The 23,910-nt window shown below is 70.0% G+C and carries 23 protein-coding genes; 9 read left to right on the top strand and 14 right to left on the bottom strand.

Going from position 1 to position 23,910, the window contains the following annotated elements; translation table 11 throughout:
- Positions 1–57: 57 nt before the first annotated feature.
- Positions 58–759, bottom strand: a complete 702-nt coding sequence (locus tag BJY20_RS09210; protein WP_185992541.1) for an exonuclease domain-containing protein — start codon at positions 757–759, stop codon at positions 58–60.
- Complete coding sequence (locus tag BJY20_RS09205) at positions 759–2,636, bottom strand: DUF294 nucleotidyltransferase-like domain-containing protein (protein WP_185991258.1); 1,878 nt, start codon at positions 2,634–2,636, stop codon at positions 759–761. The genes BJY20_RS09210 and BJY20_RS09205 overlap by 1 nt, the downstream gene beginning before the upstream one ends.
- Positions 2,637–2,829: 193 nt before the next feature.
- On the opposite strand from BJY20_RS09205, the gene BJY20_RS09200 reads away from it, so the two are divergent.
- The gene (locus BJY20_RS09200; protein ID WP_185991257.1) at positions 2,830–4,002 is read left to right on the top strand and encodes a S1 family peptidase; all 1,173 of its coding nucleotides are present in this window, start codon (positions 2,830–2,832) and stop codon (positions 4,000–4,002) included.
- A gap of 69 nt (positions 4,003–4,071) precedes the next feature.
- Here the strand turns inward: BJY20_RS09200 and BJY20_RS09195 are convergent, their stop codons facing one another.
- Positions 4,072–5,571 carry an amidohydrolase gene (locus BJY20_RS09195; RefSeq protein ID WP_185991256.1) on the bottom strand — a complete coding sequence of 500 codons (1,500 nt, stop codon included), beginning with the start codon at positions 5,569–5,571 and terminating at the stop codon, positions 4,072–4,074.
- Positions 5,572–5,604: 33 nt separating this feature from the next.
- On the opposite strand from BJY20_RS09195, the gene BJY20_RS09190 reads away from it, so the two are divergent.
- On the top strand, positions 5,605–6,159 hold the full coding sequence (locus BJY20_RS09190; protein WP_185991255.1) for a nucleosidase: 555 nt from the start codon (positions 5,605–5,607) through the stop codon (positions 6,157–6,159).
- 257 nt (positions 6,160–6,416) lie between these two features.
- Here BJY20_RS09190 and BJY20_RS09185 read toward each other — a convergent pair whose 3' ends face one another.
- Both BJY20_RS09185 and BJY20_RS16465 read right to left on the bottom strand, forming a co-directional pair.
- Positions 6,417–7,088 (bottom strand): DUF6801 domain-containing protein, encoded by a 672-nt coding sequence (locus BJY20_RS09185; RefSeq protein WP_185991254.1) that lies wholly within the window; start codon positions 7,086–7,088, stop codon positions 6,417–6,419.
- A 144-nt stretch (positions 7,089–7,232) separates the two neighbouring features.
- Positions 7,233–8,306 carry a heparan-alpha-glucosaminide N-acetyltransferase domain-containing protein gene (locus tag BJY20_RS16465; protein WP_185991253.1) on the bottom strand — a complete coding sequence of 358 codons (1,074 nt, stop codon included), beginning with the start codon at positions 8,304–8,306 and terminating at the stop codon, positions 7,233–7,235.
- Between the two features lie 101 nt (positions 8,307–8,407).
- Here BJY20_RS16465 and BJY20_RS09175 point away from each other — a divergent pair, with 101 nt between their 5' ends.
- Positions 8,408–8,827, top strand: coding sequence for a tetratricopeptide repeat protein (locus BJY20_RS09175; RefSeq protein ID WP_185991252.1), 420 nt, complete (start codon positions 8,408–8,410; stop codon positions 8,825–8,827).
- Here BJY20_RS09175 and BJY20_RS09170 read toward each other — a convergent pair.
- The 3 genes from BJY20_RS09170 to BJY20_RS09160 form a co-directional block, all read right to left on the bottom strand.
- Complete coding sequence (locus BJY20_RS09170) at positions 8,779–9,126, bottom strand: hypothetical protein (protein ID WP_185991251.1); 348 nt, start codon at positions 9,124–9,126, stop codon at positions 8,779–8,781. The two genes, BJY20_RS09175 and BJY20_RS09170, sit on opposite strands and share 49 nt — an antisense overlap.
- A gap of 73 nt (positions 9,127–9,199) precedes the next feature.
- The gene (gene fumC / locus BJY20_RS09165) at positions 9,200–10,603 is read right to left on the bottom strand and encodes a class II fumarate hydratase (protein ID WP_185991250.1); all 1,404 of its coding nucleotides are present in this window, start codon (positions 10,601–10,603) and stop codon (positions 9,200–9,202) included.
- Positions 10,604–10,706: 103 nt separating this feature from the next.
- A complete protein-coding gene (locus tag BJY20_RS09160; protein ID WP_343062830.1) occupies positions 10,707–11,282 on the bottom strand; it encodes an LOG family protein in 576 nt (191 codons plus the stop codon).
- 110 nt (positions 11,283–11,392) lie between these two features.
- Here BJY20_RS09160 and BJY20_RS09155 point away from each other — a divergent pair, with 110 nt between their 5' ends.
- A complete protein-coding gene (locus tag BJY20_RS09155; RefSeq protein WP_185991249.1) occupies positions 11,393–12,904 on the top strand; it encodes a molybdopterin-dependent oxidoreductase in 1,512 nt (503 codons plus the stop codon).
- Between the two features lie 39 nt (positions 12,905–12,943).
- Entirely contained in the window at positions 12,944–14,116 is a 1,173-nt protein-coding gene (locus tag BJY20_RS09150; RefSeq protein ID WP_185991248.1) for a sterol desaturase family protein, read from the top strand.
- 35 nt (positions 14,117–14,151) lie between these two features.
- On the opposite strand, the gene BJY20_RS09145 is transcribed toward BJY20_RS09150, so the two are convergent.
- The 5 genes from BJY20_RS09145 to BJY20_RS09125 form a co-directional block, all read right to left on the bottom strand.
- Positions 14,152–14,994, bottom strand: a complete 843-nt coding sequence (locus BJY20_RS09145; RefSeq protein ID WP_185991247.1) for a maleylpyruvate isomerase N-terminal domain-containing protein — start codon at positions 14,992–14,994, stop codon at positions 14,152–14,154.
- Positions 14,995–15,116: 122 nt separating this feature from the next.
- Positions 15,117–15,872, bottom strand: a complete 756-nt coding sequence (locus BJY20_RS09140; RefSeq protein ID WP_185991246.1) for an ATP-binding cassette domain-containing protein — start codon at positions 15,870–15,872, stop codon at positions 15,117–15,119.
- Complete coding sequence (locus BJY20_RS09135) at positions 15,869–16,876, bottom strand: iron chelate uptake ABC transporter family permease subunit (RefSeq protein ID WP_185992539.1); 1,008 nt, start codon at positions 16,874–16,876, stop codon at positions 15,869–15,871. The genes BJY20_RS09140 and BJY20_RS09135 overlap by 4 nt, the downstream gene beginning before the upstream one ends.
- Positions 16,877–16,919: 43 nt before the next feature.
- Positions 16,920–17,906 carry an ABC transporter permease gene (locus tag BJY20_RS09130; protein WP_185992538.1) on the bottom strand — a complete coding sequence of 329 codons (987 nt, stop codon included), beginning with the start codon at positions 17,904–17,906 and terminating at the stop codon, positions 16,920–16,922.
- Complete coding sequence (locus BJY20_RS09125) at positions 17,903–18,877, bottom strand: siderophore ABC transporter substrate-binding protein (protein ID WP_185991245.1); 975 nt, start codon at positions 18,875–18,877, stop codon at positions 17,903–17,905. Before BJY20_RS09125 ends, BJY20_RS09130 begins: the two co-directional genes overlap by 4 nt.
- A gap of 138 nt (positions 18,878–19,015) precedes the next feature.
- Between BJY20_RS09125 and BJY20_RS09120 the strand changes: the two genes are divergently transcribed.
- From BJY20_RS09120 to BJY20_RS09110, 3 genes are all read left to right on the top strand, one after another.
- A complete protein-coding gene (locus BJY20_RS09120) occupies positions 19,016–19,804 on the top strand; it encodes a PIG-L family deacetylase (RefSeq protein ID WP_185991244.1) in 789 nt (262 codons plus the stop codon).
- A gap of 71 nt (positions 19,805–19,875) precedes the next feature.
- A complete protein-coding gene (locus BJY20_RS09115; RefSeq protein WP_185991243.1) occupies positions 19,876–20,400 on the top strand; it encodes a ferritin in 525 nt (174 codons plus the stop codon).
- Between the two features lie 36 nt (positions 20,401–20,436).
- Positions 20,437–20,907 (top strand): nucleoside deaminase, encoded by a 471-nt coding sequence (locus BJY20_RS09110; RefSeq protein WP_185991242.1) that lies wholly within the window; start codon positions 20,437–20,439, stop codon positions 20,905–20,907.
- Between the two features lie 94 nt (positions 20,908–21,001).
- Here the strand turns inward: BJY20_RS09110 and BJY20_RS09105 are convergent, their stop codons facing one another.
- Complete coding sequence (locus BJY20_RS09105; protein ID WP_185991241.1) at positions 21,002–22,168, bottom strand: trans-sulfuration enzyme family protein; 1,167 nt, start codon at positions 22,166–22,168, stop codon at positions 21,002–21,004.
- An 86-nt stretch (positions 22,169–22,254) separates the two neighbouring features.
- On the opposite strand from BJY20_RS09105, the gene BJY20_RS09100 reads away from it, so the two are divergent.
- Positions 22,255–23,787: an SDR family NAD(P)-dependent oxidoreductase gene (locus tag BJY20_RS09100; RefSeq protein ID WP_343062829.1), complete on the top strand. Its 1,533-nt coding sequence runs from the start codon at positions 22,255–22,257 to the stop codon at positions 23,785–23,787.
- Positions 23,788–23,910: the final 123 nt, after the last annotated feature.

The raw sequence follows: 23,910 nt of genomic DNA, 5'->3' as shown, positions 1-23,910 counted from the left end.
ACTAGCCACTCTGGTGAGAGCACGCAAATCCGGGTCCGACCCCCTTCGCCCGGGCGGTCAGATCCGCTGGACGGCCTTGAGGGACAACGGCTTTGCCGAGCGGAGGGAGAGCTCCGCCATCTGCGCGAGGTACAGCTCCGCACAGGCCAGGGCGTCCGTCAGCGGCTCGTGGGCGCGGTAGGGCGGCAGGCCGTACCGCTCGCGGGAGGCCCACAGCCGAACCGCACCCGGCAACGGGTCGGCCGGTGCGCCGACCCCCTCGGTGAGCACGCGATGCTGGAGGGCGAGGGTGTCCACGCAGCTGACGACGAGGGGGGCGCCGTAGACCCGCTGGCACGCGGCGGAGAGGAAGCCGATCTCGATCGAGGCGTGGTGGGCCAGCAGCACCCGACCGGCGAGGGCCTCGAGCACCTCGACCAGGACCTCCTTCGGGACGGCCCCGGCAGCGATCGCGTCGTCGGTGATCCCGTGCACCGTCGCGGAGTCACCGACGTCCATCCGCATCCCCACGATGCGCCGCTGCGCGCCGGAGAGATCGATGGTGGTGCCGTCGACCGGCACCCAGCCGGCCGCGATGACGCGGTCACGCCCGACGTCGAGGCCGGTCGTCTCGACGTCGATGGCCAGCAGCGGCAACTCGGCCAACGGCGTGCCCTGATCGGGGAAGGGGGTGGACAGGTAGTCGCGTAGTGGGCCGTGTGGGGCGGCAGCCGCCGCGGACTCCCGACGACGCTGCGGTGATCTGCGAAGGCCGATCATCACGTGTAGTACTGCGTCGGATTGCGTTGGGAGAGAGTCTGTTGCGCGCCACGCACGACGTGGAAGGCTTCCCGGAGCGAGCGCTGCTCGAATGCGGTCAGATCGCTGGGGCGCAGCCGTGAGTCGGGCCAGGTACCGGCCGCGGCCTGTCTGGCCTGGTGGGCGAGCCGCACGTGCGAGATGAACTCCAGCGCGTCGACGAGGCTCGCGGCCGTGTCGGCATCGATGGCACCGACGCGCCCTGCCGCGAGCAGACGTGCCCTGGTGTTGACCGAGACGAGCCCGGCACCGAGCGCGTGGACCCGGGCGAGGTCGACGATGGCGCCCACGCCACCGCGCTTGAGGTCGAGAGTGGCCCTGTTCTCCCCTGCCCTGGCGAGGACGAAGCCACGGAAGAAGCCCAGCGGGGGTTCGTGGGCGAGCGCCTCCTTCGTCAGGTGGGCAAGGAACTTGCGTCCCTGCGGCACCCACGTCGCGATGTCCTCCGCGAGCCGGTCGTGCAGCGCCTCGTCGCCGTGGAGTGGGCGGGAGTCGAAGAAGATGCTCGCGCCGAGGACCGCATCCGGGACCGGCTCATGGATCCACTGGCGGAACTCGCGCCGCCACCCGCGCAGGCGCTGGCGCCAGCGGGGGTTGGTCGCCATGACGTCACCCTCGCAGCGTGGGTAGCCGGCGGCCTCGAGTCCCTCGACCACCCGGTCCGCCAGCGCGGCGATGTATTCCTCGGCGCCGTCGGGGGCGTCGTCGGCGAGGATCACCGCGTGGTCCTGGTCGCTGCCCAGTGCCTGCTCGTGCCGGGCCCGTGAGCCCAGCACCATCCAGCAGTAGCGCGGCGGTGGACCGTGGTCCTCGCGCAGCTCGTCCTGGGCCAGGGCGATCAGCTGTCGTTCGACGGCGTCACCGACGGAGGTGACGATCCGGGTGATGTCGTGGGCGCCGACGTCCTGCTCGACGAGCTGCTCGACGAGCCGCGGAACCCGCCCGGCCATCTCGACCACGCCGGCGACGTCGCGCTGCTGGGTGATGTCGCCGACGATGTGGACGGCGTTGACCCGCTCCAGGCGCATCAGGTCGGTCGACGTCACCACCCCGATCGGCTGCCCGTCCTCGACGAGCGGCAGGTGGTGGACGTGTCGCTCGACCATCGTCAGCAGCAGCTCGACCGCGGCGGTCTCCGCCGGGGCGACGACGGGGTCGGGGGTCATCACCGGCGCCACGGGCCCGTGCAGGTCGATGTCCCGGGCGACCACCCGCCGACGCAGGTCCCGGTCGGTGAGGATCCCAGCCACCCGCTTGCCGTCGAGCACGAGGACGCTGGAGGAGTCCTGCGTCGTCATCACCGTTGCCGCCTCGCTGATGGTCGCGTCGATCGGGACGGTGACGATCGGCGCCTGGCGGATGAGGTCGCGGCCGGAGGAGCGCAGGATCGCCTGGCCGGCGGCGTTCGTCGCGACCGAGGAGGCCGCCATCCGCAGCCGGTCCGCCCGCTCGGCGTCGAAGTGGTCGGCGAAGTCGGGGTGCGCCGCCGACAGCTCGTGGAAGACCCCTCGCGGCAGGAGCAGCACGAGGGTGTCCTCGATGGCGACGACGTCGAAGCGCGACGGGTTGGTCCCGACGAGGGTCGTCGAGCCCGCAGTCGTCCCCTCCCCGCCGCGGCTGACCAGGTCACCGTCGGCGTCGCGGATCTCGATCGCACCCGAGCGCACGACGATGAGGTCGTTGTTGTCGACACCCACGGTCATCAACCTCGTGCTCCGCCGGTGGTAGCGGCTCGTCATCCGGGCAGGCAGGTCACGCAGGACCGTCCCGGGCAGGGCCTCGAAGGGCGCGTGCCCGGCCAGGAAGTCGGCGACCTCCGCCAGCTCGACATCGACCATGGCCTCATCGTGGCACCTCGAGGCCCCGACCTTCCCGCCCCGGTGACCAAACGGTCAGCAGGGGTTCCCGCCCAGGACGGAAGTTCCCCCTTCGCTCATCGAATCAGTTATCTCACATGACGGACCACCTCTCGCTGGGCCACGGTCGATCTTGGCCGGACAACCCGGCCACGGTCGACATCAAGGAGATGGCATGAACCTGCGCAACTCACTCAGCCTCACCGGTGCCCTCATCTCAGCGAGCGTGGTGCTCGCCCCGATGGGAAGCGCAGCCCCGACGCCGGGGGATCCCGGGGTCTCGAAGGACATGGCTGCACCGCTGACCGAGTACGTGATGGAACGCGACGGGAAGAGTCAGGCCCAGGCCGAGAGGTACCTCGCCGTCAAGGACGACAAGCAGGAGACGCTGCAGACCCTCGAGAAGCGCGGGGTCGGTGTGGACGGGGCATGGTTCGAGGGGACCCAGCTCGTCGTGGGCGTGCCTCGCACCGACGCCGCGCAGGTACGCGCCGCCGGCCTTCGTCCGGAGACCGCTTCGTCGCAGAGCGAGCTCGACTCGCTCGCCGAGAAGGTCCTCGAGCACGCCGGCAAGGACTCCGCACACGTGCTCACCGTCGGCGCGAACCTGCCCGACGGGGTCGTCGACGTCCGTCTGGCCGAGGACGCTCCGCGCGGGCTGCGCCACCGCCTCGACGCGATGGACAAGGTGTCGGTGAGCACCGGCGAGGCACTGACCACCCAGGCCGATGTCGTCCCGGGCCGGATCATGGACCTCTCCCCCGGCACCAACTGCAGCCTCGGGTACCCGGGTCGGCTGTCCAACGGCGACAACGTGCTGCTGACCGCCGGTCACTGCGTGGAGGGCCTGCCCGCGATCCTCGACGGCAACGGCACCCACATCGGAGAGGGCGTGCACACCCGGTTCCACAGCGGGTCGAGCAGCGTCGACATGGGTCTGATGGACATCGACTCCGAGGACACCGGGGTGCCGCAGGTCGACAGCCGCGGCCACTCCGGCTACTACGGGGTGAAGGGCATGAGCAAGAACGCGATCGGGTCGGAGATCTGCAAGGCCGGCAACACCACCGGGTGGACGTGCGGTGAGATCACGGCCTACAACAAGACGGTCAACTACGGCGGGACCGTCGTCTCCGGGCTGGCCGAGGCGAGCGTGTGCACCGAGGGCGGTGACTCCGGCGGCGCCTACATCGGCGTCGGCAACCTCGCCCAGGGGATGACCTCCGGCGGTCCGGTCGGTGCCAACTGCGGCTGGAACCAGGGCCACAACGCCGGGTCGTACAGCTTCTTCCAGCCGGTCGTCGACGCAGCCAACTACTACGGCGTCACGATCGACACGGTGAGCTGACCCTCCCTTCGCGCAGACATGGGCCCTGGCTCCTACTCACGCCCGGTGGGGGCCAGAGCCCATGTCTCATCAGGAGTGCGTGATGCGCCCCCCGACGAAGGTCGCGAGGGGGCGCATCGCACGCAGGCGGTCCGCCTGCTCGGCGGTCCCGGTCAGGCTCTCGGGCATCGGGTCCTCCTCGAGGAGGACCAGGTCGCCGGGCCCGCCGACCTCGATCGCGGTGATCCCATCGGTCGAGGCCGCGAGCGCCTCCTGTGGGGTGAGGGCCTGCTCCGGCGCCCAGGGATCGCGTTCGTCGGCGCTGCGGTGGACGGCGGCGGCCATGGCGAGCCACGGGTCGAGCGGTGCGACGGGTGCGTCCGACCCGAGACGAAGGGAGACCCCCGCCTGCGCCATCCAACGCAGCGCGAAGCATCGGTCCAGTCGGTCGGGCCAGAGGTCCTCGGTCGAGTCACGGTCGTCGAGCAGGTGAGCCGGCTGGACGCTGGCGACCAGACCGAGCTGCGCCATCTGCGGCAGGACCTCACGGCGCACGAGCTGGGCGTGCTCGATGCTGCCGCGGGCGCCGCTGGCGGCGAAGGCGGCGACGGCGTCGACCAGAGCCGCGTCGCCGATGGCGTGGACTGCCCCGACGAGGCCGTTCTCGCGGGCTCGGGTCAGCAGCTCGATCAGCTCCTGACGGTCGACGTTCTGCTTGCCGCGCGGGTCACCGAGGGTCGTGTCGGTGAGGAAGGGCTCACAGCACCACGCCGTGCGGGTGTTGAGCGAACCGTCGCTGATGACCTTCAGGGGACCCATCGTGACCATGCCGGCCTCGTCGAGGACGTCCCCGGTGCGCGCGCGGGCCGTGATGACGTCCTCGAGGCCCTCGGGGTAGGTGCAGGTGCGCACGTGCAGCCGGTCCAGGCCGGCTGCGGTGCGCCAGGGCCAGGCGGTACGGCCCGACTCGAACTCCATGTCGACGATGCCGACGATGCCCTTGGCTGCGGCGTCACGCATGGCGGCGTCGATGGAACCGTGGACGATCCGGGGGTCCTCGGGCAGGTCGCTCAGGTGGCTGTAGATGGGGAACCAGTCGTCCTCGTCGAGGTGACCGGGCTGGTGGGGGCGGCCGAGCGCACGGAAGGCGGCGCTGCTCAGCCATCCGGCGTGGCAGTCCCCGGAGATGAGGATGACCGGGTGGTCACCGGCGACGTCGTCCAGCTCGGCGGTCGTCGGCAGTCGGTCCCAATCGGTGACGCGCCAGCCGAATCCTTGCACCACCGCACCGGGCTCCAGGTCCGTCTCGGCGATGTGCCGGGCGATCCGGGCGGTGACCTCCTGTGGGCCCGAGGTGTCGGAGACGTCGACACGTCGTGTCATGGCCGCCCACTGACCGAAGTGCACGTGTGCGTCCCACAGCCCGGGGATGACCAGGGCCCCTCCGCCGTCGTGGACCTGGGCACCGGAATGGCTCAGGCGCGGGGCGATCTCGGCGATCACGCCGCCGCGGACGCGGATGTCGACGGGGTCGCTGCCGGAGCGGAGTCTCACGCCCGTGAGGAGCGCGTGCGGGACCTGGTTGGCCATGTCTCGCACTGTACGTGGGGATAACCTCCCGCCATGCACCTTCTCGTCGTTGCCGCCATCGAGGCCGAGGCCGCCCACCTTCCCGACGACGTGGAAGTCCTCATCACCGGGGTCGGCAAGACCTTGGCAGCCGTCGCCGTGACCCGGGCGATCTGCGAGCATCCGCGGCGGGATGAGCTCGTCGTCGTCAACATCGGCACGGCCGGTGCCCTGCGCGAGGGCGTCACCGGGCTGCACGAGATCGGGACGGTCACCAACCACGACCTGTCGGCCGAGGCGATTCGTCAGCTGGGCCTGGACCCCCGCGAGCGGCTCGAGCTCGATAGCACCCACTCGACCACACTCGCCAGTGGCGACGTCTTCGTCACCGATCCGGCCGTGCGCGACTCGCTCGCACAGCGTGCCGACCTCGTGGACATGGAGGGCTACGCGATCGCGCTCGCCTGCACCGAGCTCGGCGTGCCCGTCCACCTGGTGAAGGTCGTCAGCGACAACGCCGACGAGACCGCGCACGACTGGTCGGCCGCGGTCGACGGGTGCGCGCGTGATTTGGGCAACTGGGTGTCAGCCTTCATCAGAAGGCGGTGACGACACAGTCCGCTTCTCCTCCGCGCGCGTGGTGTGCTGACAATCAGGGCCGGCCCACCGGCCGCCGCGACTCTCAACTTCCTCCGCTGGAGGTGTACCCCTCATCCAATCGACGAACAAGGTCAGCGACTACGCCGCCGCGGGGGCGGTCCAGCACTGTCGGCGCATACACCTAGGAACCCAGCATGTCCGAGAGCCGCAGAGCGCTGAGGGGCCCGCACCCAAGTGGATGCGGGCCCCTCAGCATGAGGTACGCGCTACGCACACTCCTCCACGGTGAAGGTGGCGAGATCGTAGTAGCCGCCTTCGTCTCGCGCAGGATCCTTCTGCAGGTTCGAGTCGTAGGTCTTCCCGTTCGGGTCGCCACTCTCGTCGTAACCGACCAGCGTGGACGACGGTTCGCCCATCGTGATGACGACGAGGCCAGGCGAAGTAGCGCTGTCCACATCCAGAGGGTCACCAGCCCCGCTCGCGACGGTGACGAGATCTTCGCCATCGGCGGGGAAATCGGTGAGCGGGATGGTCAGCGGCGTGCTCGTGACCGTGTCGATGACACCGCTGAGGGTCGACTCTGAACTGGATGTCCCACTGACCTTGGCTGCGTTGCCGAGCATGACGGACCCGAGGAGTCCGGCGAGATCTTCGGGGATGGTGACTGTCGAGGACGTTTCGATCGGGAGGAGCGTGGCACCGGGGTGCGTGACCAGCGGCACGTTGTTTGCCGTCACTTCGACGGTGATGTCTCGCAAGCCGAGGAACGGGACATCCGTCTGGTAGATGAACTCCTTGGTGATGGTTTGATAGGTGGTCTCACAGTTCGTGCTGGCGGCCAAGGACGGGGCGGCAGCAGCGACGGCAACCGCGGGCACACTCCAGGCAGCCCCCTTCGTGATGGCCCGGCGCGACAGGTGGGACTGATCAAACGACATGCATGTACTCCCTCGTAGACGTGCAGCAGACAGTGAGGTCTCCGCTTCGGTGCGGGGCCTACCATGCACGTCTACTACTGACCCGTCAGTCACTAACCCCTCGATGACCGCTTCCGTTGCGCATTCGTTACCCGGCCCGCGAGGTCAGACGATGCGATCGGTGGGGATCGCCATCAGTCGCTCGACCGGGCCGCGGCCCACGAGTCGCCACCACATCCAGCAGGCGAGGACGGTCCCGACGAGGACGCCCCCGGCCAGCAGGGGCCAGGACTCGGCACGCGATTGCCAATCCACCGTCCGCGTCACGACCGCGATCAGGACCACGTGCAGCACGTACGAGGTGAGCGCCAATGCGCCCACGGCCCGCACCGGCGCCATTGCCGTGATCGCCGACGAGGCTCGCGGCCAGCGCGCGAGGAGGACGATCGCCCCGAAGGCACAGCCGGTCAGCGCCAGGTCGAGGAGCGAATCGGCCAGGTCCCCGGAGACGACTTCGCTCCGGCCGATGCCGGTGCCCGTGAGCCACAGGCCGACGACGGCAACGCCGGCGACGAGTCCCACCACGAACGACCCTGCCGCCACCCGGCGCGTCAGGCCCCACCGAGCGAGGACCACCCCGATGAGGACGAAGGGCAGCAGGCTCACCACGCGGTAGTGCGTGGAGAGGACGATCCATTGGAGCACCTGGTCGATCCAGGCTTCGGAGTACACGCGGGCGGGGTCGAAGCCGGCCCGCGCCGCAGCGTTGACAACCGGGCCAGTGACGAAGGCGAGGACCGCGACCACCGCGACCACCCGCGCGGGCAGTAGTGCCAGTGGCGCCGCGACGATCAGGGTCGCCCCGAGCGACTGCAGCACGATCGCGACGAAGGTGTCCAGCTGCTCCAGGCCCACCCCGATCGCGATGAGGGCCACACCGCGGACGAGGTTGCGCAGCATGAAGGTCGTCCCCGTCACCGGTCTGCGGGCACGCGTGAGCACGATGCCGGCGGAGACCCCCATGATCAGCGCGAAGAGCGGCGAGGCGACATTGTTGATCACGAGCAGGGCTGCTTTCCCCGGGGCCGGCGGGGTAGGGGCCCACACCCGCACATGGGCGATCACCATGAAGATGACGGCGATGCCGCGCACGAGATCGACGGCGGCATCGCGCCCGCCGTCCCACGGCCTGGGGCGATCGCGCGTGGCCGGGTACTCGTGGCTGGACACGATGGTCACGGGTGGGGACCTCCACGTCGGGGTGAGAGCGCGGCGAGTTTAGTCGGCGCAACGCGACGGCGCCCGGGAAGAGTCCGCCCACCGCCGGCGTTGGCCCGGACATGAGCACCCCGGTCCACGGCTACGAACGGTACGAGCGGGCGAAAGGCTACTTCGCCCAGGCCCAGTACCTCGAGGCTGCTCATGAGCTCGAGGGCTTCTTCACAGACCTGGCTGCCGCCCGCGCCGAGCAGGAGAGCACGACCTACGCCGACGACCCGGTCGGCCACGGCACGGCCGAGGCCCACCTGCTGCTGGCCCGCGCCTACTTCCACTCCGCGCAGTTCTCCCGCGCGGAGTCGGCCGCCCGGCAGGTGCTCCACGAGGCACCGGACGACCCCTACGCCCACCTCCTGCTCGGTCGCGCCCTCCAGAGGGCGGGCCGGCCGGACGAGGCGAGGGGCCCCCTTCGTCTGGCCGAGCTGCTCGGTGGCTACGAGACGTCGTCGGGCGCCGCAGAGGTCTGCGACCCAGGCTCCTGAGAGCGCGCGCGCAGCATCTCGTGGAGGTCGTCGATCTTCGCCGCGGTGATGACGATCCCATAGGCGAGCGACGTCCAACCGACCAGCGCCGCGACGAGACTCGCGATCAGCAGGCCGGTGACGTCCTCCCCCGACGGCGGCCACATCGTCCACGGCAACCACCCGGTGGCGAAGATGCCCAGCGCCGCGAGCACACCGAGCACGACGGTGCCCGTCACCAGCGGTGCGACGGGATCCTTGTCGACGAGGCCACTGAGGTGCGGCTCCTCGCGGCGGGACGGCCGACGCTTCGGAGTCATCGTGAGGTGGTTTCGAAGACCGTCCCGCATGCTGTGGTTTCGAGGCTCGTACCTCGCACCTCAACCATCGGGCTCAGCCCGCGCTCGGGTGGGTCATGTCGGCCGGCACCACCCAGGCGTCGAAGTCCTCGCCACTGATGTCCCCGGAGGCGACGGCCGCCTCGCGCAGGCTCGTGCCCTCCTTGTGGGCCTTCTTGGCGATGGCGGCTGCCTTGTCGTAGCCGATGTGACGGTTGAGCGCCGTGACGACCATGAGGTTGCGCTCGAGGTTCCCCTCGATGACCTCGGTGACCGGCTCGATGCCGACCGCGCAGTTGGTGTCGAAGGAGACGCACGAGTCGGCGATCAGGCGGATCGACTCCAGGACCGCGTGCGCCATGACCGGCTTGTAGACGTTGAGCTGGAAGTTGCCCTGGCTACCGGCGAACCCGACCGTCGCGTCGTTGCCGAAGACCCGCGTGGCGACCATCGTCATCGCCTCGGCCTGCGTCGGGTTGACCTTGCCCGGCATGATCGAGGAGCCCGGCTCGTTCTCGGGGATGGCCAGCTCGCCGATGCCGTTGCGGGGGCCGGAGGCGTACCAGCGCACGTCGTTGGCGATCTTCATCAGCGCGCCGGCGAGGGTGCGAAGGGAGGCACTCACCTCGACGAGCGCGTCGTGCGCGGACAGCGCGGCGAAGAGGTTCTCCGCCTGGGTGAAGTCGTACCCGGTCTCCCCGCTGATCTTCGCTGCGGTGAGGGCACCGAACTTCGGGTGGGCGTTCAGGCCCGTCCCGACCGCGGTTCCACCGATGGCCAGCTCGCGGGCCCGCTCGTCGGCGTGCCGCACGGCCTCGAGGGCGAAGTCCATCTGGGCGACCCAGCCGGCGATGACCTGGCCGAGGGTGACCGGCGTGGCGTCCTGGAGGTGGGTGCGCCCGACCATGACGATGTCGGCGTACTCCTTGGCCTTGGCGTCGAAGGTGTCCCGCAGCTGCTTCACCGACGGGTAGAGGCGCTCGTTCAGATCGAGCACGATCGCGATGTGCATCGCGGTGGGGAAGGTGTCGTTGCTCGACTGACCGCGGTTGACGTGGTCGTTGGGGTGGACCGGCGCCTTCGTGCCCATCTCGCCGCCGGCGATCTCGATGCCGCGGTTGGAGATGACCTCGTTGGAGTTCATGTTGGACTGCGTGCCCGAGCCGGTCTGGAAGACCACGAGCGGGAAGTGCTCGTCCAGGTCACCCTTGATGACCTCGTCCGCTGCCTGCGTGACCAGGTCGGCCACGTCCTGCGGCAGCTCGCTGAGCTCGGCGTTGGCCAGAGCGGTCGACTTCTTCAGCGTGCCGAGCGCGCGGATCATCGAGCGACCCCAGACGAAGGTGTCCCGGCCGATGTCGAAGTTGCCGAGCGAGCGCTGCGTCTGCGCGCCCCAGTACTTGTCCGAGGGCACCTCGATGGTGCCCATGCTGTCCTTCTCCGCGCGCGTCTGAGTCATGCGGCCCACGCTACTCGGCCGTCCCGACACGCCCCGAGCGAGCCCTACGGCTTTGTGCGCACCCGGCACGCGAAATTTCGGGACACGGTCGCGCACAAAGCCGTCAGGTCCGGCCGGTGAGCATCCGCGTGCCGGTTCCCCGCGCCTCGAGCTCGATCAGGGCCGAGTCGAGGTCGGGCTCGACGACCACGTCCGCCAGGCTCGCCTCGGACATGAAGCCGGCGTCGGCGATCCCGCGGAGGGAGTCCAGCAGCGGCGTCCAGAACCCGTCGGCGTCGAGGAACCCGACCGGCTTGTCGAGCAGCCCGATCTGCCGCCAGGTCCACACCTCGAAGACCTCCTCGAGCGTGCCCATGCCGCCAGGTAGCGCGAGGAAGGCGCTCGTCAGGTCGGCCATCAGCGCCTTGCGCTCGTGCATGGAGGCGACGACGTGCACCTGCGTGAGGTCTCCCCTTCCCCACTCGCGGTCGACCATGAACTCCGGGATCACGCCGATGACCTCACCCCCTTGCTCCAGCGCGCTCTGGGCGAGCGCGCCCATGAGCCCGCTCCCCCCGCCGCCGTAGACGATGCCGATGCCGCGTCCGGCGAGGTCGGCCCCGACCGTGTGAGCGAGATCGACCCACTTGGGGTCGTTGCCGGGGGTGGATCCGGTGAAGCAGGTCAGTCGCTTGATCACCCGGGCACGGTACCCGCGCGCTCAGCACACCGGACCCATCCACACGGCCGGTCGCCAACGAAGTCCCTATGGGACTGGTGGACCCGTCATTTCTCGGCGAAGGTGAATCCATGAGCAGGAGCAGGAGCTACGCCGCACTGGGCGGTGCGGTGAGCGTCGGCGCCGGCCTGGCCGTGGCGGAGTTCGCTTCAGGCGTAGCAGAGCTGGGCGCCTCCCCGGTCCTGGCCGCGGGCGAGGCGGTCATCGCGCTCACCCCCGGCGGCCTGTCCGAGGCCGCGATCCAGCTCGTCGGCACGGCAGACAAGCCCCTGCTCGTCCTCGGCACGGTGCTCATCGCCCTGCTGGTGGGGGCGATCGCCGGCGTACTGGCTCTCACCCGACTCGGCCGCGGGGTCGCCCTGCTGGCCGCCCTCGGAGCCGTCGCCGCGTGGGCCGTCATCGCCTCCGAGGACGGCGGCGTCGCCGACACCATCCCGAGCGTGCTTGGCGTGTGCGTCGCGGCTGCGGCGCTGTCCCTCCTGACCCGACGAGTTCCGCACACCGACCGTGTCACGTCCGGCGGAGCCGACCGCCGTCGATTCCTCCTCCTCGCGGGCGCGACCGCGATGGGCGCCGCAGCGGTCACGCTCGCCGGACGAGCTCTGGGCGAAGGTCGCCGCGTGGTCGAGGAGGCCCGACGGACACTGCGTCTTCCGATCAAGGAACCAGAGGTTCCGACAGAGGTGGCCGTCGACGTCAAGGGCATCGGGCCGTGGCAGACGCCGAACGAGGACTTCTACCGCATCGACACCGCCTTGGGCGCGCCGGAGGTCACACCCCAGGACTGGCGACTGCGCATCCACGGCCTGGTCGAGCGCGAGATCGAGATCGGTTACGACGAGCTCGTCGACCTCGGGCTGGAGAACACATGGCTGACGATCGCCTGCGTGTCCAACCCGGTCGGTGGTCCCCTGATCGGCAATGCCTGGTGGAGCGGGGTGCCGATCGCCGACCTCCTCGCCCGTGCCGGCGTGGCACCGGAGGCGGACGCCGTGCTGCAGACCTCGGTCGACGGGTGGACGTGCGGGACGCCGCTGCGGGCACTGACGGATCAGCGCGGATCCCTCCTCGCCGTCGCCATGAACGGCGAACCCCTTCCCGTGGAGCACGGCTTCCCCGTGCGCATGGTCGTGCCGGGCCTCTACGGCTACGTCTCGGCGACAAAGTGGCTCGTCGACCTCGAGGTGACCCGGTTCGACCGGATCTCTGCGTACTGGACCGAGCACGGATGGGGCGAGCTGGGGCCGATCAAGACCCAGTCGAGGATCGAGGTGCCGGCGGGCGGGGCGACGGTGCCGGCCGGCCGGGTCGGCGTGGGGGGCGTGGCCTGGGACCAGCACGTGGGGATCGACCGCGTCGAGGTACGGGTCGACGACGGCCCGTGGCAGGACGCTCGTTTGGCCGACGTGCCGAACGTCGACACCTGGCGGCAGTGGGCATGGACCTGGGACGCGGAGCCGGGCGAGCACCGGCTCACCGTGCGTGCGACCAACGCCGAGGGAGAGACGCAGACGAGCGAGCGGCAGGGTGTGCTGCCCGACGGCGCCACTGGCTGGCACACCGTTGCCGTGGACGTGGCGTGACCGACGACCAAGGCTTGATCACCGGTGAAGAATAGAGGCATGCAGCGACCCGACCTCACCGTCCTGGCGATCCCGGCTTTCATCGGCGCCATGGGCGCGGAGTACTGGTGGCAGCGCCGCAACCCCGCCGCGCCCGGGACGACGCGCGCCGGTGACTACGAGCTGGGCGACACGATCGCGTCCCTGACGATGGGCGTGGGGAGCCTGGTCGCTCCCTTCGTCACCGGTCCGGTGGTGCGGCGGCTCGCCCCCGGCCGGACGAAGGGGGGCGCCGCCCTGCTGCCCCTCGGCGCGGCTGCCGGAGTGGTCACCACGGTGGGCGACGTCGTACGACGTCGCCGGGAGTGCGGCGGGCAGCTGCCCGAGGCGGGCACGCTCCCCTCCTCCTCCTCCGCGCCGGTGACCGTGCGCTCGCGCGTCGACGCGCTCTCCCTGATGACCTCGCGGTCTGCCGTCGTCGCCGTCGGCTCGACGGCCGTCGCGGCCGCCTCGATCTGGGCGCTGGGCACGAGCGCGACGCGGCTCACGCGCGTGGCACCGGTCGCAGCGCGCCATGGTGCGCTGACGTACCTGGCCGCGATCGCCGGGTGGGACTTCATCTACTACTGGAACCATCGCCTCTCCCACGAGTCCCGGTGGCTGTGGGCGGTGCACGTCGTCCACCACAGCAGCGAGCGGTACAACCTCTCGACGGCGCTGCGGCAGCCGGTGGCGGAGGCCTTCACGATGGCGCTGCCGTACGGCGTGCTGACCCTGGCCGGGATCCCGCCGCGCTACATCGAGGACGCGCGAGCGATCAACCTGATCTACCAGTTCTGGATCCACACCGAGGCGGTGCGCTCGATCGGCTGGCTGGAGAAGGTCCTCAACACCCCCAGTCACCACCGCGCCCACCACGGCAGCCAGCGGCAGTATCTCGACATCAACCACGGCTCGATCCTCATCCTGTGGGACAAGCTCTTCGGGACCTTCGAGCCGGAGGGCGAGCCGGTGCGCTACGGGCTCACGAGCAACATCGACTCGTACCACCCCGCGGTGATCGCGACCCACGAGTGGCGGGACATCGCCGCTGACGTTGCCGACGCGACCACGTGGGCAGGGCGGTTCGGGTTCCTGCTGCGCGGGCCGGGGTGGGCGTACGCGCGGCGGGAGGAACTGGCCTCCGCCGCGGGGTCGGCAGCGCCGCACGTGGCCCAGCCCGTCATGGGCTGACCCCGCCACTATTGACGGGTACGACGAGCCCGGGCTCAGCCGATCGGCTGGGCGAGGATCGCCCGCAGCCGCCCGGCGATCTCCTCGTCGCCGCTCATGCCGGGCTCGAAGGCGCCGGCGCGGTGCCACAGCCACAGGTCGAGGTCCTCGGCGGTGCCGCTGACCCTGAGGTCGAAGGGTTTCGAGGGCTCGCTGGTGTGCTCGTGCGCAAGTACTTGGACGTCGTCCTCGTCCTCAACCGTGCCCGTGTCGGGGTCGGTCCCGGCGAATCGCCCCAGGCCCAGGACCACGCGATGTCCCGTGTCGTCGATGTCGACGGCGATGCGGCTGCCGTCGGGCGCGAAGTGCCCCCACGTGGGCAGCCCGCCGTACATCATCTCGAGGCACTCGGCGACGCCGTCGGCGGCCAGGTGCGGGTCGAGCGGGGTGCGCTCACCCGCCGCGAGCTCGGCGTCGACACGGTGGATGAGTGCCTCGTGCGCCTGCCGACGCATCGTGAAGGCGACCGTGTGGAGGGAGGTGTCCGACGCCCAGGACCAGCACCCGTCGGCCGGGTCGGCGTTGCGCAGCCGGAGCATGAGGTCCCCCTGCGCCCGGTCGAGGACGGCGAGGATCCCGTGCCGGTCCGTCGGCCGCTCCGGCTGAGGGTAGTCCTGGGGCCCCTCCGGTCGGTTGGCGACGATCCAGGCCCAGAAGTGCTGGACGTCCCCTCCCCCGAGGTGCCACAGCAGGTCGTCGACGTCCCAGCCGGGACAGCTGGGTACCGGGGTGCCGGCGGGCTGGTCGACGAGGACCTCCCGGAAGCGCCGTGACTCCCGCTCGATCGCCTCGAGGTACGTGTCCATCGGCAGCCAGTGCTGTTCGGGGTGAGGCCTCATGGGGACGACTCTTCCCCGCTCCGCAGCCGCTGGCAAGGAGGTTCTCCGCAGCAACCACGACGCAGAGATCGAGCGGGGACGCAGTCACCCCTACGTCCTGACTCGATTTCTGCGTCCCGGGCTCAGTAGTAGACGGCAAGCCGGCCGTTGGGGCCCTCGATCACCTGGACGTCGGTGTCGAAGACGGCGGTGAGGACGTCGTCGGTCATGATCTCCTCGGGCGTGCCGAACTCGACGACTGAGCCGTTCTTCACCGCGCAGATGTGGTCGGCGTAGTGGCTGGCGAAGTTGATGTCGTGGATGACGATGATGACCGTGCGACCGAGCTCCTGGGCGGCCCGCCTCAGGTGTTTCATCATGTGCACGGAGTGCTTCATGTCAAGGTTGTTCAGCGGCTCGTCGAGCAGCACGTACTCGGTGTCCTGGGTGAGGACCATGGCGACGTAGGCGCGCTGGCGCTGGCCGCCGGAGAGCTCGTCGAGATAGCGGTGCTCCAGGTCGGTCAGGTCGAGGAAGTCGATCGAGCGGGAGATGGCCTCCTCGTCCACCGCGGTCAGCCGGCCGTGCGAGTACGGGAACCGCCCGAAGCCGACGAGCTGGCGCACGGTCAGGCGGGTGATGAAGTGGTTCTCCTGGCGCAGGATCGACAGGATCTTCGCCAGGTCCTTCGACTTGGTGCTCGCCACGTCGTACCCGGCCACCTCGATCACGCCCTCGTCGATGTCCAGGAGGCGACCGATCATCGTCAGCAGAGTCGACTTGCCCGCACCATTGGGCCCGACGAAGGCCGTGATGCCGCCGGAGGGGATCGTCAGGTCGACCGGGCCGATCCGCACCTCGCTGGAGTAGCTCTTGCCGACACCGTTCAGCGTGATCACAGGCGCCCCTTTCTCAGGATGACGAAGAGGAAGACGGACCCACCGACCATCTCGATGATGATCGAGACGACGCCCTCGGCGTAGAAGACGTTCTTCAGGACGAAGTAGGACCCGGCGAGCACGACGAATCCGATGAGCACCGCGACCGGGAAGAGGTGATGGTGGTCGTAGGTGTCAGCGAACTGGTAAGCGAGCGTCGCGACGAGGAAGCCGAGGAAGGTCATCGGCCCGACGAGCGCCGTGGAGACCGCCATGAGGATGGAGATGAGGAAGAGCACCCGCATGATCTCGCGGCGGTGGTTCAGCCCGAGGTTCGTGCTGGTCTCCCGGCCGAGGGCGACGACGTTGAGCCGCTTGGCCTGCCACCACAGGGCGCCGCCGGCGGCCAGGCACAGGGGGATCGCCACGGGCAGGTAGGAGGCTTCGGCATTGGCCATCGAGCCGAACATCCGGGCGGTGAGCACGTCGAACTCGCTCGGGCTGAGCAGGCGCCGCATGAAGGAGGCGACGGAGGCCAACCCGCCGCCGATGATGATGCCGATGAGCAGCATGATCTGGATGTTGCCGTAGCGCCCGGAGAGCAACCAGCCGTAGAGCGCGCACGAGAGGCCGACCATGAGCACGACCATGAGCACGAACTGCGGCAGGCCCTTGAGCAGCCCGGCACCGGCGACGCCGAGGAAGTAGACGGCGGCGGTCTGCACGGCGACGTAGAGGGCCTCGAAGCCCATGATCGAGGGGGTGACGATCCGGTTGTTCGTCGCGGTCTGGAAACTCACCGTGGCCAGCGCCTGGCAGAAGGCGACGACGAGCATGACCACGACCATCGTCGCCCGCAGCTGCGCGATCCGCCAGAAGCCGTCGGAGCCGACCGGCATCGGGTTGTCCCAGGCAAGCAGGCCGAGGCCGAAACCGATGGCCAGCACGAGCAGGGTGGTCAGGACGATGCGGTAGCGCCGCCGCGAGCGGGCCGTCGGCAACGGTCCCGAGGCCCGCTGCGTCATCGGGGGCCGCGTCGGCGGGGTCAGTCGCGCGCGAGCGGGTGCCTCAGCCACGGCTGCGCTGCCTGAGCAGGAGGGTGATGAAGACGACGGCGCCGACGACCCCGAGGATCAGGGAGACCGGCACCTCGAAGGGGGCGATGATCGTCCGCCCGATGAGGTCGCACACGGTGACGATCGCGATACCGAGCAGGCAGACCCAGGGCAGGTTGCTGCGCAGGTCGTCGCCACGGACCATCGAGACGACATTGGGCACGATCAACCCGAGGAAGGGCAGGTTGCCCACGACGACCGTGACGACCCCGGTGGCGATCGCGATCAGGCCGGTACCGATGAGCAGCACCTGGTTGTAGTTGAGTCCGACGTTCGTCGCGATCTCCTCGCCGAGGCCCGCGACGGTGAATCGGTCGGCGACGACGAACACCGCCACCCCGACGAGGGCGACGATCCACAGCACCTCGTACTGACCGCGCAGCACCGAGGTGAAGCTGCCGGCGAACCACACGCCGAGGTTCTGCAGCATGTCGGTCTGCAGGGCGATGAAGGTCGAGATGGAGCCGACGACGGCGCCGAGCATGATGCCGATGATCGGGACGATCAGCGAGGAGCGCAACGACACCCGGCGCAGGAAGAGGAAGAAGATCATCGTGCCGATGAAGGCGGCGATGACCGCCCCGACCATTCGCTCCATCAGGGAGGCGGTCGGGAAGAGGATCATCACGGCGAGCAGGCCCAGGCCCGCCCACTCGGTCGTCCCCGTCGTCGTGGGCTCGACGAAGCGGTTCTGGGTGAGCAGCTGCATCACCAGCCCGGACATCGACATGGCCGCGCCGGCGAGCACGAGGGCGATGGTGCGCGGGACCCGGGTGATGGCGAACATCTCGGCGCCGTCCTCGGCGCCGAAGACGTCATAGACGCCGGTGACGAGGGAGAGGGCGAGCAGCACAACGACGGCAAGCGTGCCCAGGGCCAGCTTGCCGTCGAGGAGCCGCCCCTTGGCCGGGGCGGCTCCGCGCGTGAGTGCGGTCGTCAGCTCTTCCCCTCGAGTGCGTCGGCGAAGGTGTCGAAGAAGTCGGTGTAGGTCTGGATGCCCTCGTTGAGGTAGGTGTCGGCGGGCATGTAGAGGACGTTGCCCTCCTTGACCGCGGTGACGTCCTGCAGGGCCTCGGAGTTCTCGATGAGGTCCTTCGCCGGGGTGTAGTCCTCGTCGTCGGAACTGATGGCGGCGTCGCGGTCCATGACCAGGATCCAGTCGGGGTCGGCCTTGGCGATGGCCTCGACGGAGATGTCGTCGCCCTGGTGGTCGTCGCTGCCGTCCTCGACCTCCAGCGCCGGCTCCAGACCGAGGACGTCGAACATCGGCCCGATGACGCGTCCGTTGCCCGGGGCGACGTAGCCGAACTCACCCCCGGAGGTGTTCAGGCCCATGACGGTCTCGCCCGAGTCGTAGGCCCCGGTGGCGCGCTCGATCGCGGCGTCGAAGTCGTCGTTGATCTGCTGTGCCGAGTCCTGCTCGTCGAAGACCTCACCGAGAACGCTCGTCTGCCGCTTCAGCTCCTCGTCGAAGGGCTGGCCCTCGCGCGGGTCGAGCTCGAGGATCGTCGCGTCGGGCACGAGCTCGGCGAGCTTGTCGTGGTGGTCGGCGTAGCGCTGGCCGTTGATGATCAGGTCGGGCTCGACGGCGACGACGGCTTCGAGGTCGGGCTCCCGGTGGATGCCCAGGTCGACGATGGAGTCGTCGCTCGTGTAGTCGTTCGTCTCCGGCATGAGGGACACGGCAGCGGCCGACAGCTCGACGTCCCAGTCCGCGAGGGTCTCGAAGGTGCGGTTGTCCGTGGCCACGACCGAGGCCGGGTCAGCAGGGACGGTCTGGGTGCCGTTGTTGTCCTCGACCTCGGTGGTCGGGCCCTCGCTCGCCCCGGTGTCACCGGACGAGGCGCCGCCACAGGCGCTGAGGGCGAGAGCAAATCCACCGATGAGGGCGATCGAACGAGTGCGCGTCATCACCGTGTCCTTTCGACGCAAGAAGGGGAGCGCACGGATCGGCGCCCCCGGAAGTTCTCGCTAAGGCTAGCCTCACCAAACTATGGCTCGTGCACGGGGGTGCGACAGACCCCCTTCGCGCACGGCAGAATCGTGCCGGTGACCACCACCGTCTTCCTGCACGCCCACCCCGACGACGAGGCGAGCGGCACCGCCGGATCGATGATCCTCACCTCCCGGGCCGGGCACCGCGTCGTCCTCGTCTACGCCACCTTCGGCGAGCACGGCACCGTGCCGTCGGACATGGACGAAGGGGGCTCCCTCGCCGAGCACCGCCGCACCGAGGCGATGGCTTCCGCCGCCATCACGGGTGCCGCCCGCGTCGAGTGGCTCGGCTACAGCGACTCGGGGATGACCGGGTGGGAGCAGAACGGCCACGCGACCTCCTTCCACGGGGCCGACCTCGACGAAGCGGCCCGACGGCTCGCCGCGATCCTCGACGAGGAGGACGCGGACATCCTCGTCGGCTACGACTGGCACGGCGGCTACGGCCACCCCGACCACGTCAAGGTCCACCACGTCGCCCACCGCGCCGCGGAGCTGGCTGCCCGCCGTCCTCGGGTCCTGGAGAACACGATGAATCGGGACCGGATGCGCGAGCTGCTCACTGCAGCCCGGGAGATGGGGGTCGACGCGGACTTCGACGCGGACGACCCGATGGACGACGGCAACCCGATGGGCCTGCCGCAAAGCGAGATCCACCATGCCGTCGACGTCTCCGAGGTCATCGACGGCAAACGGGCGGCGCTCGCTTGCCACGCCTCCCAGGCCGACGTCCAGCAGATGCTGGCCATGCCCCCGGAGGTGTTCGCCGCCGCCTTCGGCGTCGAGCACTACGCGGAGCCTGGGTCACCCGAGGGGCTGGCGACGGACCTCCCCTTCGCCTGACCGCCTGCTCGCGCGGGGAGGGTCGCCTTGCCTTACTGGAAGCATTCCAATAAGGGGCCTAGCGTTGAGACATGTCCACATCGAAGTTCGCCGCCCAGCTCACCGCGCAGATCGGTGAGGAGTTCGATGCGCACCAGCAGTACCTTGCGGTCGCCGCACACTACGAGGGCCTGACCCTGCCCCAGCTGGCCGGGTGCTTCTACCGCCAGGCCGCCGAGGAGCGCGGTCACGCGATGATGATGGTCCAGTACCTGCTCGACACCGACCAGCCCGTGCGCATCCCGGGCACCAGCGCACCAACGTGCGACTTCGACGGTGTCGTCGCGCCGATCGAGCTCGCCGTCGAGCAGGAGAAGACGGTGACCGCCCAGATCAACGAGCTGACCCGCATCGCGCGTGAGGAGAACGACTTCGCGGCCGAGCAGTTCATGCAGTGGTTCATCAAGGAGCAGGTCGAGGAGGTCTCCAAGATGCAGGACCTCCTGGCCGTCGCCCGCCGCAGCGGGGACGCCCTCAACGACATCGAGACCTACGTCGAGCGCGACATGGGACCCGGCGCGGTGGACGCCACGGCTCCGCGCCAGGCCGGGCAGTGATCAGAGGGGCCAGTCCGTCATTGCCATGATGTCCCCATGATCGACTCGACCGACCGACGTCACCTGGCCCGGGCCGTGGAGCTGGCGCAGGAGGCGCTCGACGCGGCGGACGAACCCTTCGGATCGCTGCTGGTCGCCGCCGACGGCACGGTCCTCCTCGAGGACCGCAACCGTGTCTCCGGTGGGGACCACACCCAGCACCCCGAGTTCGCGATCGCCCGCTGGGCGGCACAGCACCTGACCCCCGAGGACCGGGCCACCGCGACCGTCTACACCTCCGGCGAGCACTGCCCGATGTGCGCGGCCGCCCACGGCTGGGCCGGCCTGGGTCGCATCGTCTACGCGAGCAGCTCCGCGCAGCTGGCGCAGTGGGCGGGCGAGCTGGGCCTGCCGCCCGCCCCCGTCGCGGCGATCCCGATCACGACGATCGTTCCCGGTGCCGCCGTCGACGGCCCGGACGAGGAGCTCGCCCACCGGGTGCGTGCACTGCACGCACGCCGGCCCTGAGCGTCTCCCGACGCCGGCTGGGTCGAGGTATCCACGCGCCTTCGCAGGCGCCCGAATACCTCGACCCAGCGTGGACGTACGTGAGACCGGACGCTCAGCCGTGCAGCGCCCGGTCGAGGTCGGCACGGATGTCCGCCACGCCCTCCAGGCCCACCGACAGGCGCAGCAGGTCCTCACCGGGCTTGGCGCTCGCCTCGACCGGTCGGTGCGTCAGCGAGGCAGGGTGCTGGATGAGCGTGTCCACACCACCGAGAGAGACGGCATGGGTGATCAGCTCGCACCGGGTGACCAGCTCGGCCGCCGCGTCGAAACCTCCCCGCGGACGGAAGGCGATCATGGCGCCCGGACCGCGCATCTGGCCCTCCGGCACGCTCTGCCCGGGCAGGCCCGGGTAGCGGACCTCCTCGACGAGCTCGTGCTGCGCCAGCCAGTCCGCGAGCACCTGCGCGCTCTCCTGCTGGGCCCGCACCCGCACCGGCAGCGTCTGCAGCCCGCGGTGCAGCTGGTAGGCGGCCATCGGGTCCAGCAGGCCACCGGTGAGTGCACGCACCTGCCGCAGGCGGCTCGCCCACGCGCTGCCGGTGGCGATCACCCCGCCCATCAGGTCGCCGTGCCCGCCGATGTACTTCGTCGCGGAGTGCAGGGACAGGGCGGCGCCGAGGTCGAGCGGTTGCTGCAGCACCGGGGTGGCGAAGGTGTTGTCGACGAGCACCGGCACGTCCCCGGCGGCCTCGACGACTGCGCGGATGTCGACGAGGTCGAGCGAGGGGTTCGCCGGGGTCTCGATGACGACCAGGCCGGTGTCCTGCGGCCGGGCCGAGATGGCGGCGGCGACGCCGTCGGCGTCGGCCCAGGTGACCTCGGTCCCGAGCATCCCGGTGGCCAGCAGGTGGTCGCTGCCCCCGTAGAGCGGGCGGACGGCGACGACGTGCGGCGTGCCGGCGGAGACGCAGGCGATGAGCGAGGCGGTGAACGCGGCCATGCCGGAGGCGAAGGCGACCGCCTCATCAGCATGCTCGAGGTCGGCCAGCGCCTGCTCGAAGCGATCGACGTTGGGGTTCCACAGCCGCTGGTAGACCAGCGAGCTCACGCTCTCCTCCTCCGGGCGGCCGCCCGTGGCCAGTGTCTCGTAGGAGCCTCCACCCGACCCGAGGTCGGTGACCGGGTAGGTGGAGGAGAGGTCGATCGGGGGCACGTGCACGCCGAGAGCCGCGAGGTCCTCGCGTCCACCGTGGACCGCCGTGGTGTCCGGGTGTGTCATGTCTCACATCATGACAAGGGTTTGACCTGAGCGACGAATCGCCCCCTCACAACCCCTCCGCAGCCGGCCATCTACGCTCACTGCTCGTGACCGACCACCCCACCGGCGTCGACCCCGACGACCTGACCACCACCCTTCGCGTCCTGGGGATGCTCCACGAGCTGCCTCCCGGCCACCAGGACATCCAGACGGTCAAGCGGGCCACCGGCACGATGCACAACCGGGTGCGCAAGGCGGCCCGACGCCGGGCCCGGCACGCCGAGCGCGCCCCGAAACTCGCGCACGATCAGGCGGTCCTCGACCAGACGGCGACGGGGTCACCTCTGCGCATCGACGACGAGACGAAGGGGGTCCCCCTCACCTCGTCCGTGGCCGGCGGGCAGCGATTCGCGGGCGAGCTGCAGATCCCACGCGGCTGCTACGTCTGCAAGGTCGACTACACCCTGGTCGACGCGTTCTACCACGCGCTCTGCCCCGACTGTGCCGCGCAGAACCACGTGCGACGCGACCAGGGCACCGACCTGACCGGACGGCGCGCGCTGCTCACCGGCGGGCGGGCCAAGATCGGCATGTACATCGCCCTGCGCCTGCTGCGCGACGGCGCGGACCTGACGATCACCACACGTTTCCCGCGCGATGCGGCACGGCGCTTCGCCGAACTCGCCGACTCGCCCGAATGGGTCGACCGGCTGACGATCGTCGGCATCGACCTGCGCGACCCCACGCAGGTCGTCGCGCTGGCCGACGAGGTCGCTGCCGCAGGGCCGCTCGACATCCTCATCAACAACGCCTGCCAGACGGTTCGCCGCTCCCCCGGCGCCTACTCCCACCTCGTCGAGGGCGAGTCGCAGCCGCTGCCGAGCGGCGTGCCGATGCCGACGATGCTCTCCTTGGAGTCCCTTCGAGGCTCCTCCGTCGCACCTCAGGGACCGCAGTTCCTTGCTCCGGTGGCTGAGGTGCGAGGCCGTCCGCGGCCGAGCCTCGAAGCCCCGGGAGCAGCGGACATGACGCGGCTGGCGCTGAGCGCGGGCAGCGCCAGTCTCGAGGCGCACCGGGCCGGCACCGCCATCGACGCCGGCGGGCTGCTGCCGGACGTCGTCACGACCAACTCGTGGAAGCAGACCGTCGACGAGGTCGACCCCCTGGAGCTCCTCGAGGTGCAGATGTGCAACTCGGTGGCCCCCTTCCTGCTGGTCTCCCGGCTGCGCCCGGCGCTGCGGGCGGCCGTCGAGCGGCGACGGGAGCAGCTCACCCACGAGGACACCGCCAGGGCGTACGTCGTCAACGTCTCCGCGATGGAAGGGCAGTTCTCCCGCCGCTACAAGGGCGCGGGCCACCCGCACACCAACATGGCCAAGGCCTCGCTCAACATGCTCACCCGCACCTCCGCCGGCGAGATGTTCACCAGTGACCGGATCCTGATGACGGCCGTCGACACCGGCTGGATCACCGATGAGCGCCCCCACCACGAGAAGCTGGCGATCGCGGCTGAGGGCTGGCACGCACCCCTCGACCTCGTCGACGGTGCCGCCCGCGTCTACGACCCGATCGTGCGCGGCGAGCGTGGTGAGGACCTGCACGGCGTCTTCCTCAAGGACTTCGGGCCGCACCCCTGGTAACTGCTTCGGCGCCGGCGGCCACCCCCTTCGCCCTCCCCGATACGAAGTGCTGCTGGTTGGTGGGAGCCGACAAAAGGAACAAAGTTGGCTACGGTGAGGGCAGTCACACCGGCGGACGAAGGG

The sequence above is a fragment of the Janibacter cremeus genome (assembly GCF_013409205.1).
GTDB lineage: Bacteria > Actinomycetota > Actinomycetes > Actinomycetales > Dermatophilaceae > Janibacter > Janibacter cremeus.
The sequence above is the reverse complement of the archived record's forward strand: the minus strand, read 5'-3'. Positions and strand labels throughout refer to the sequence as shown.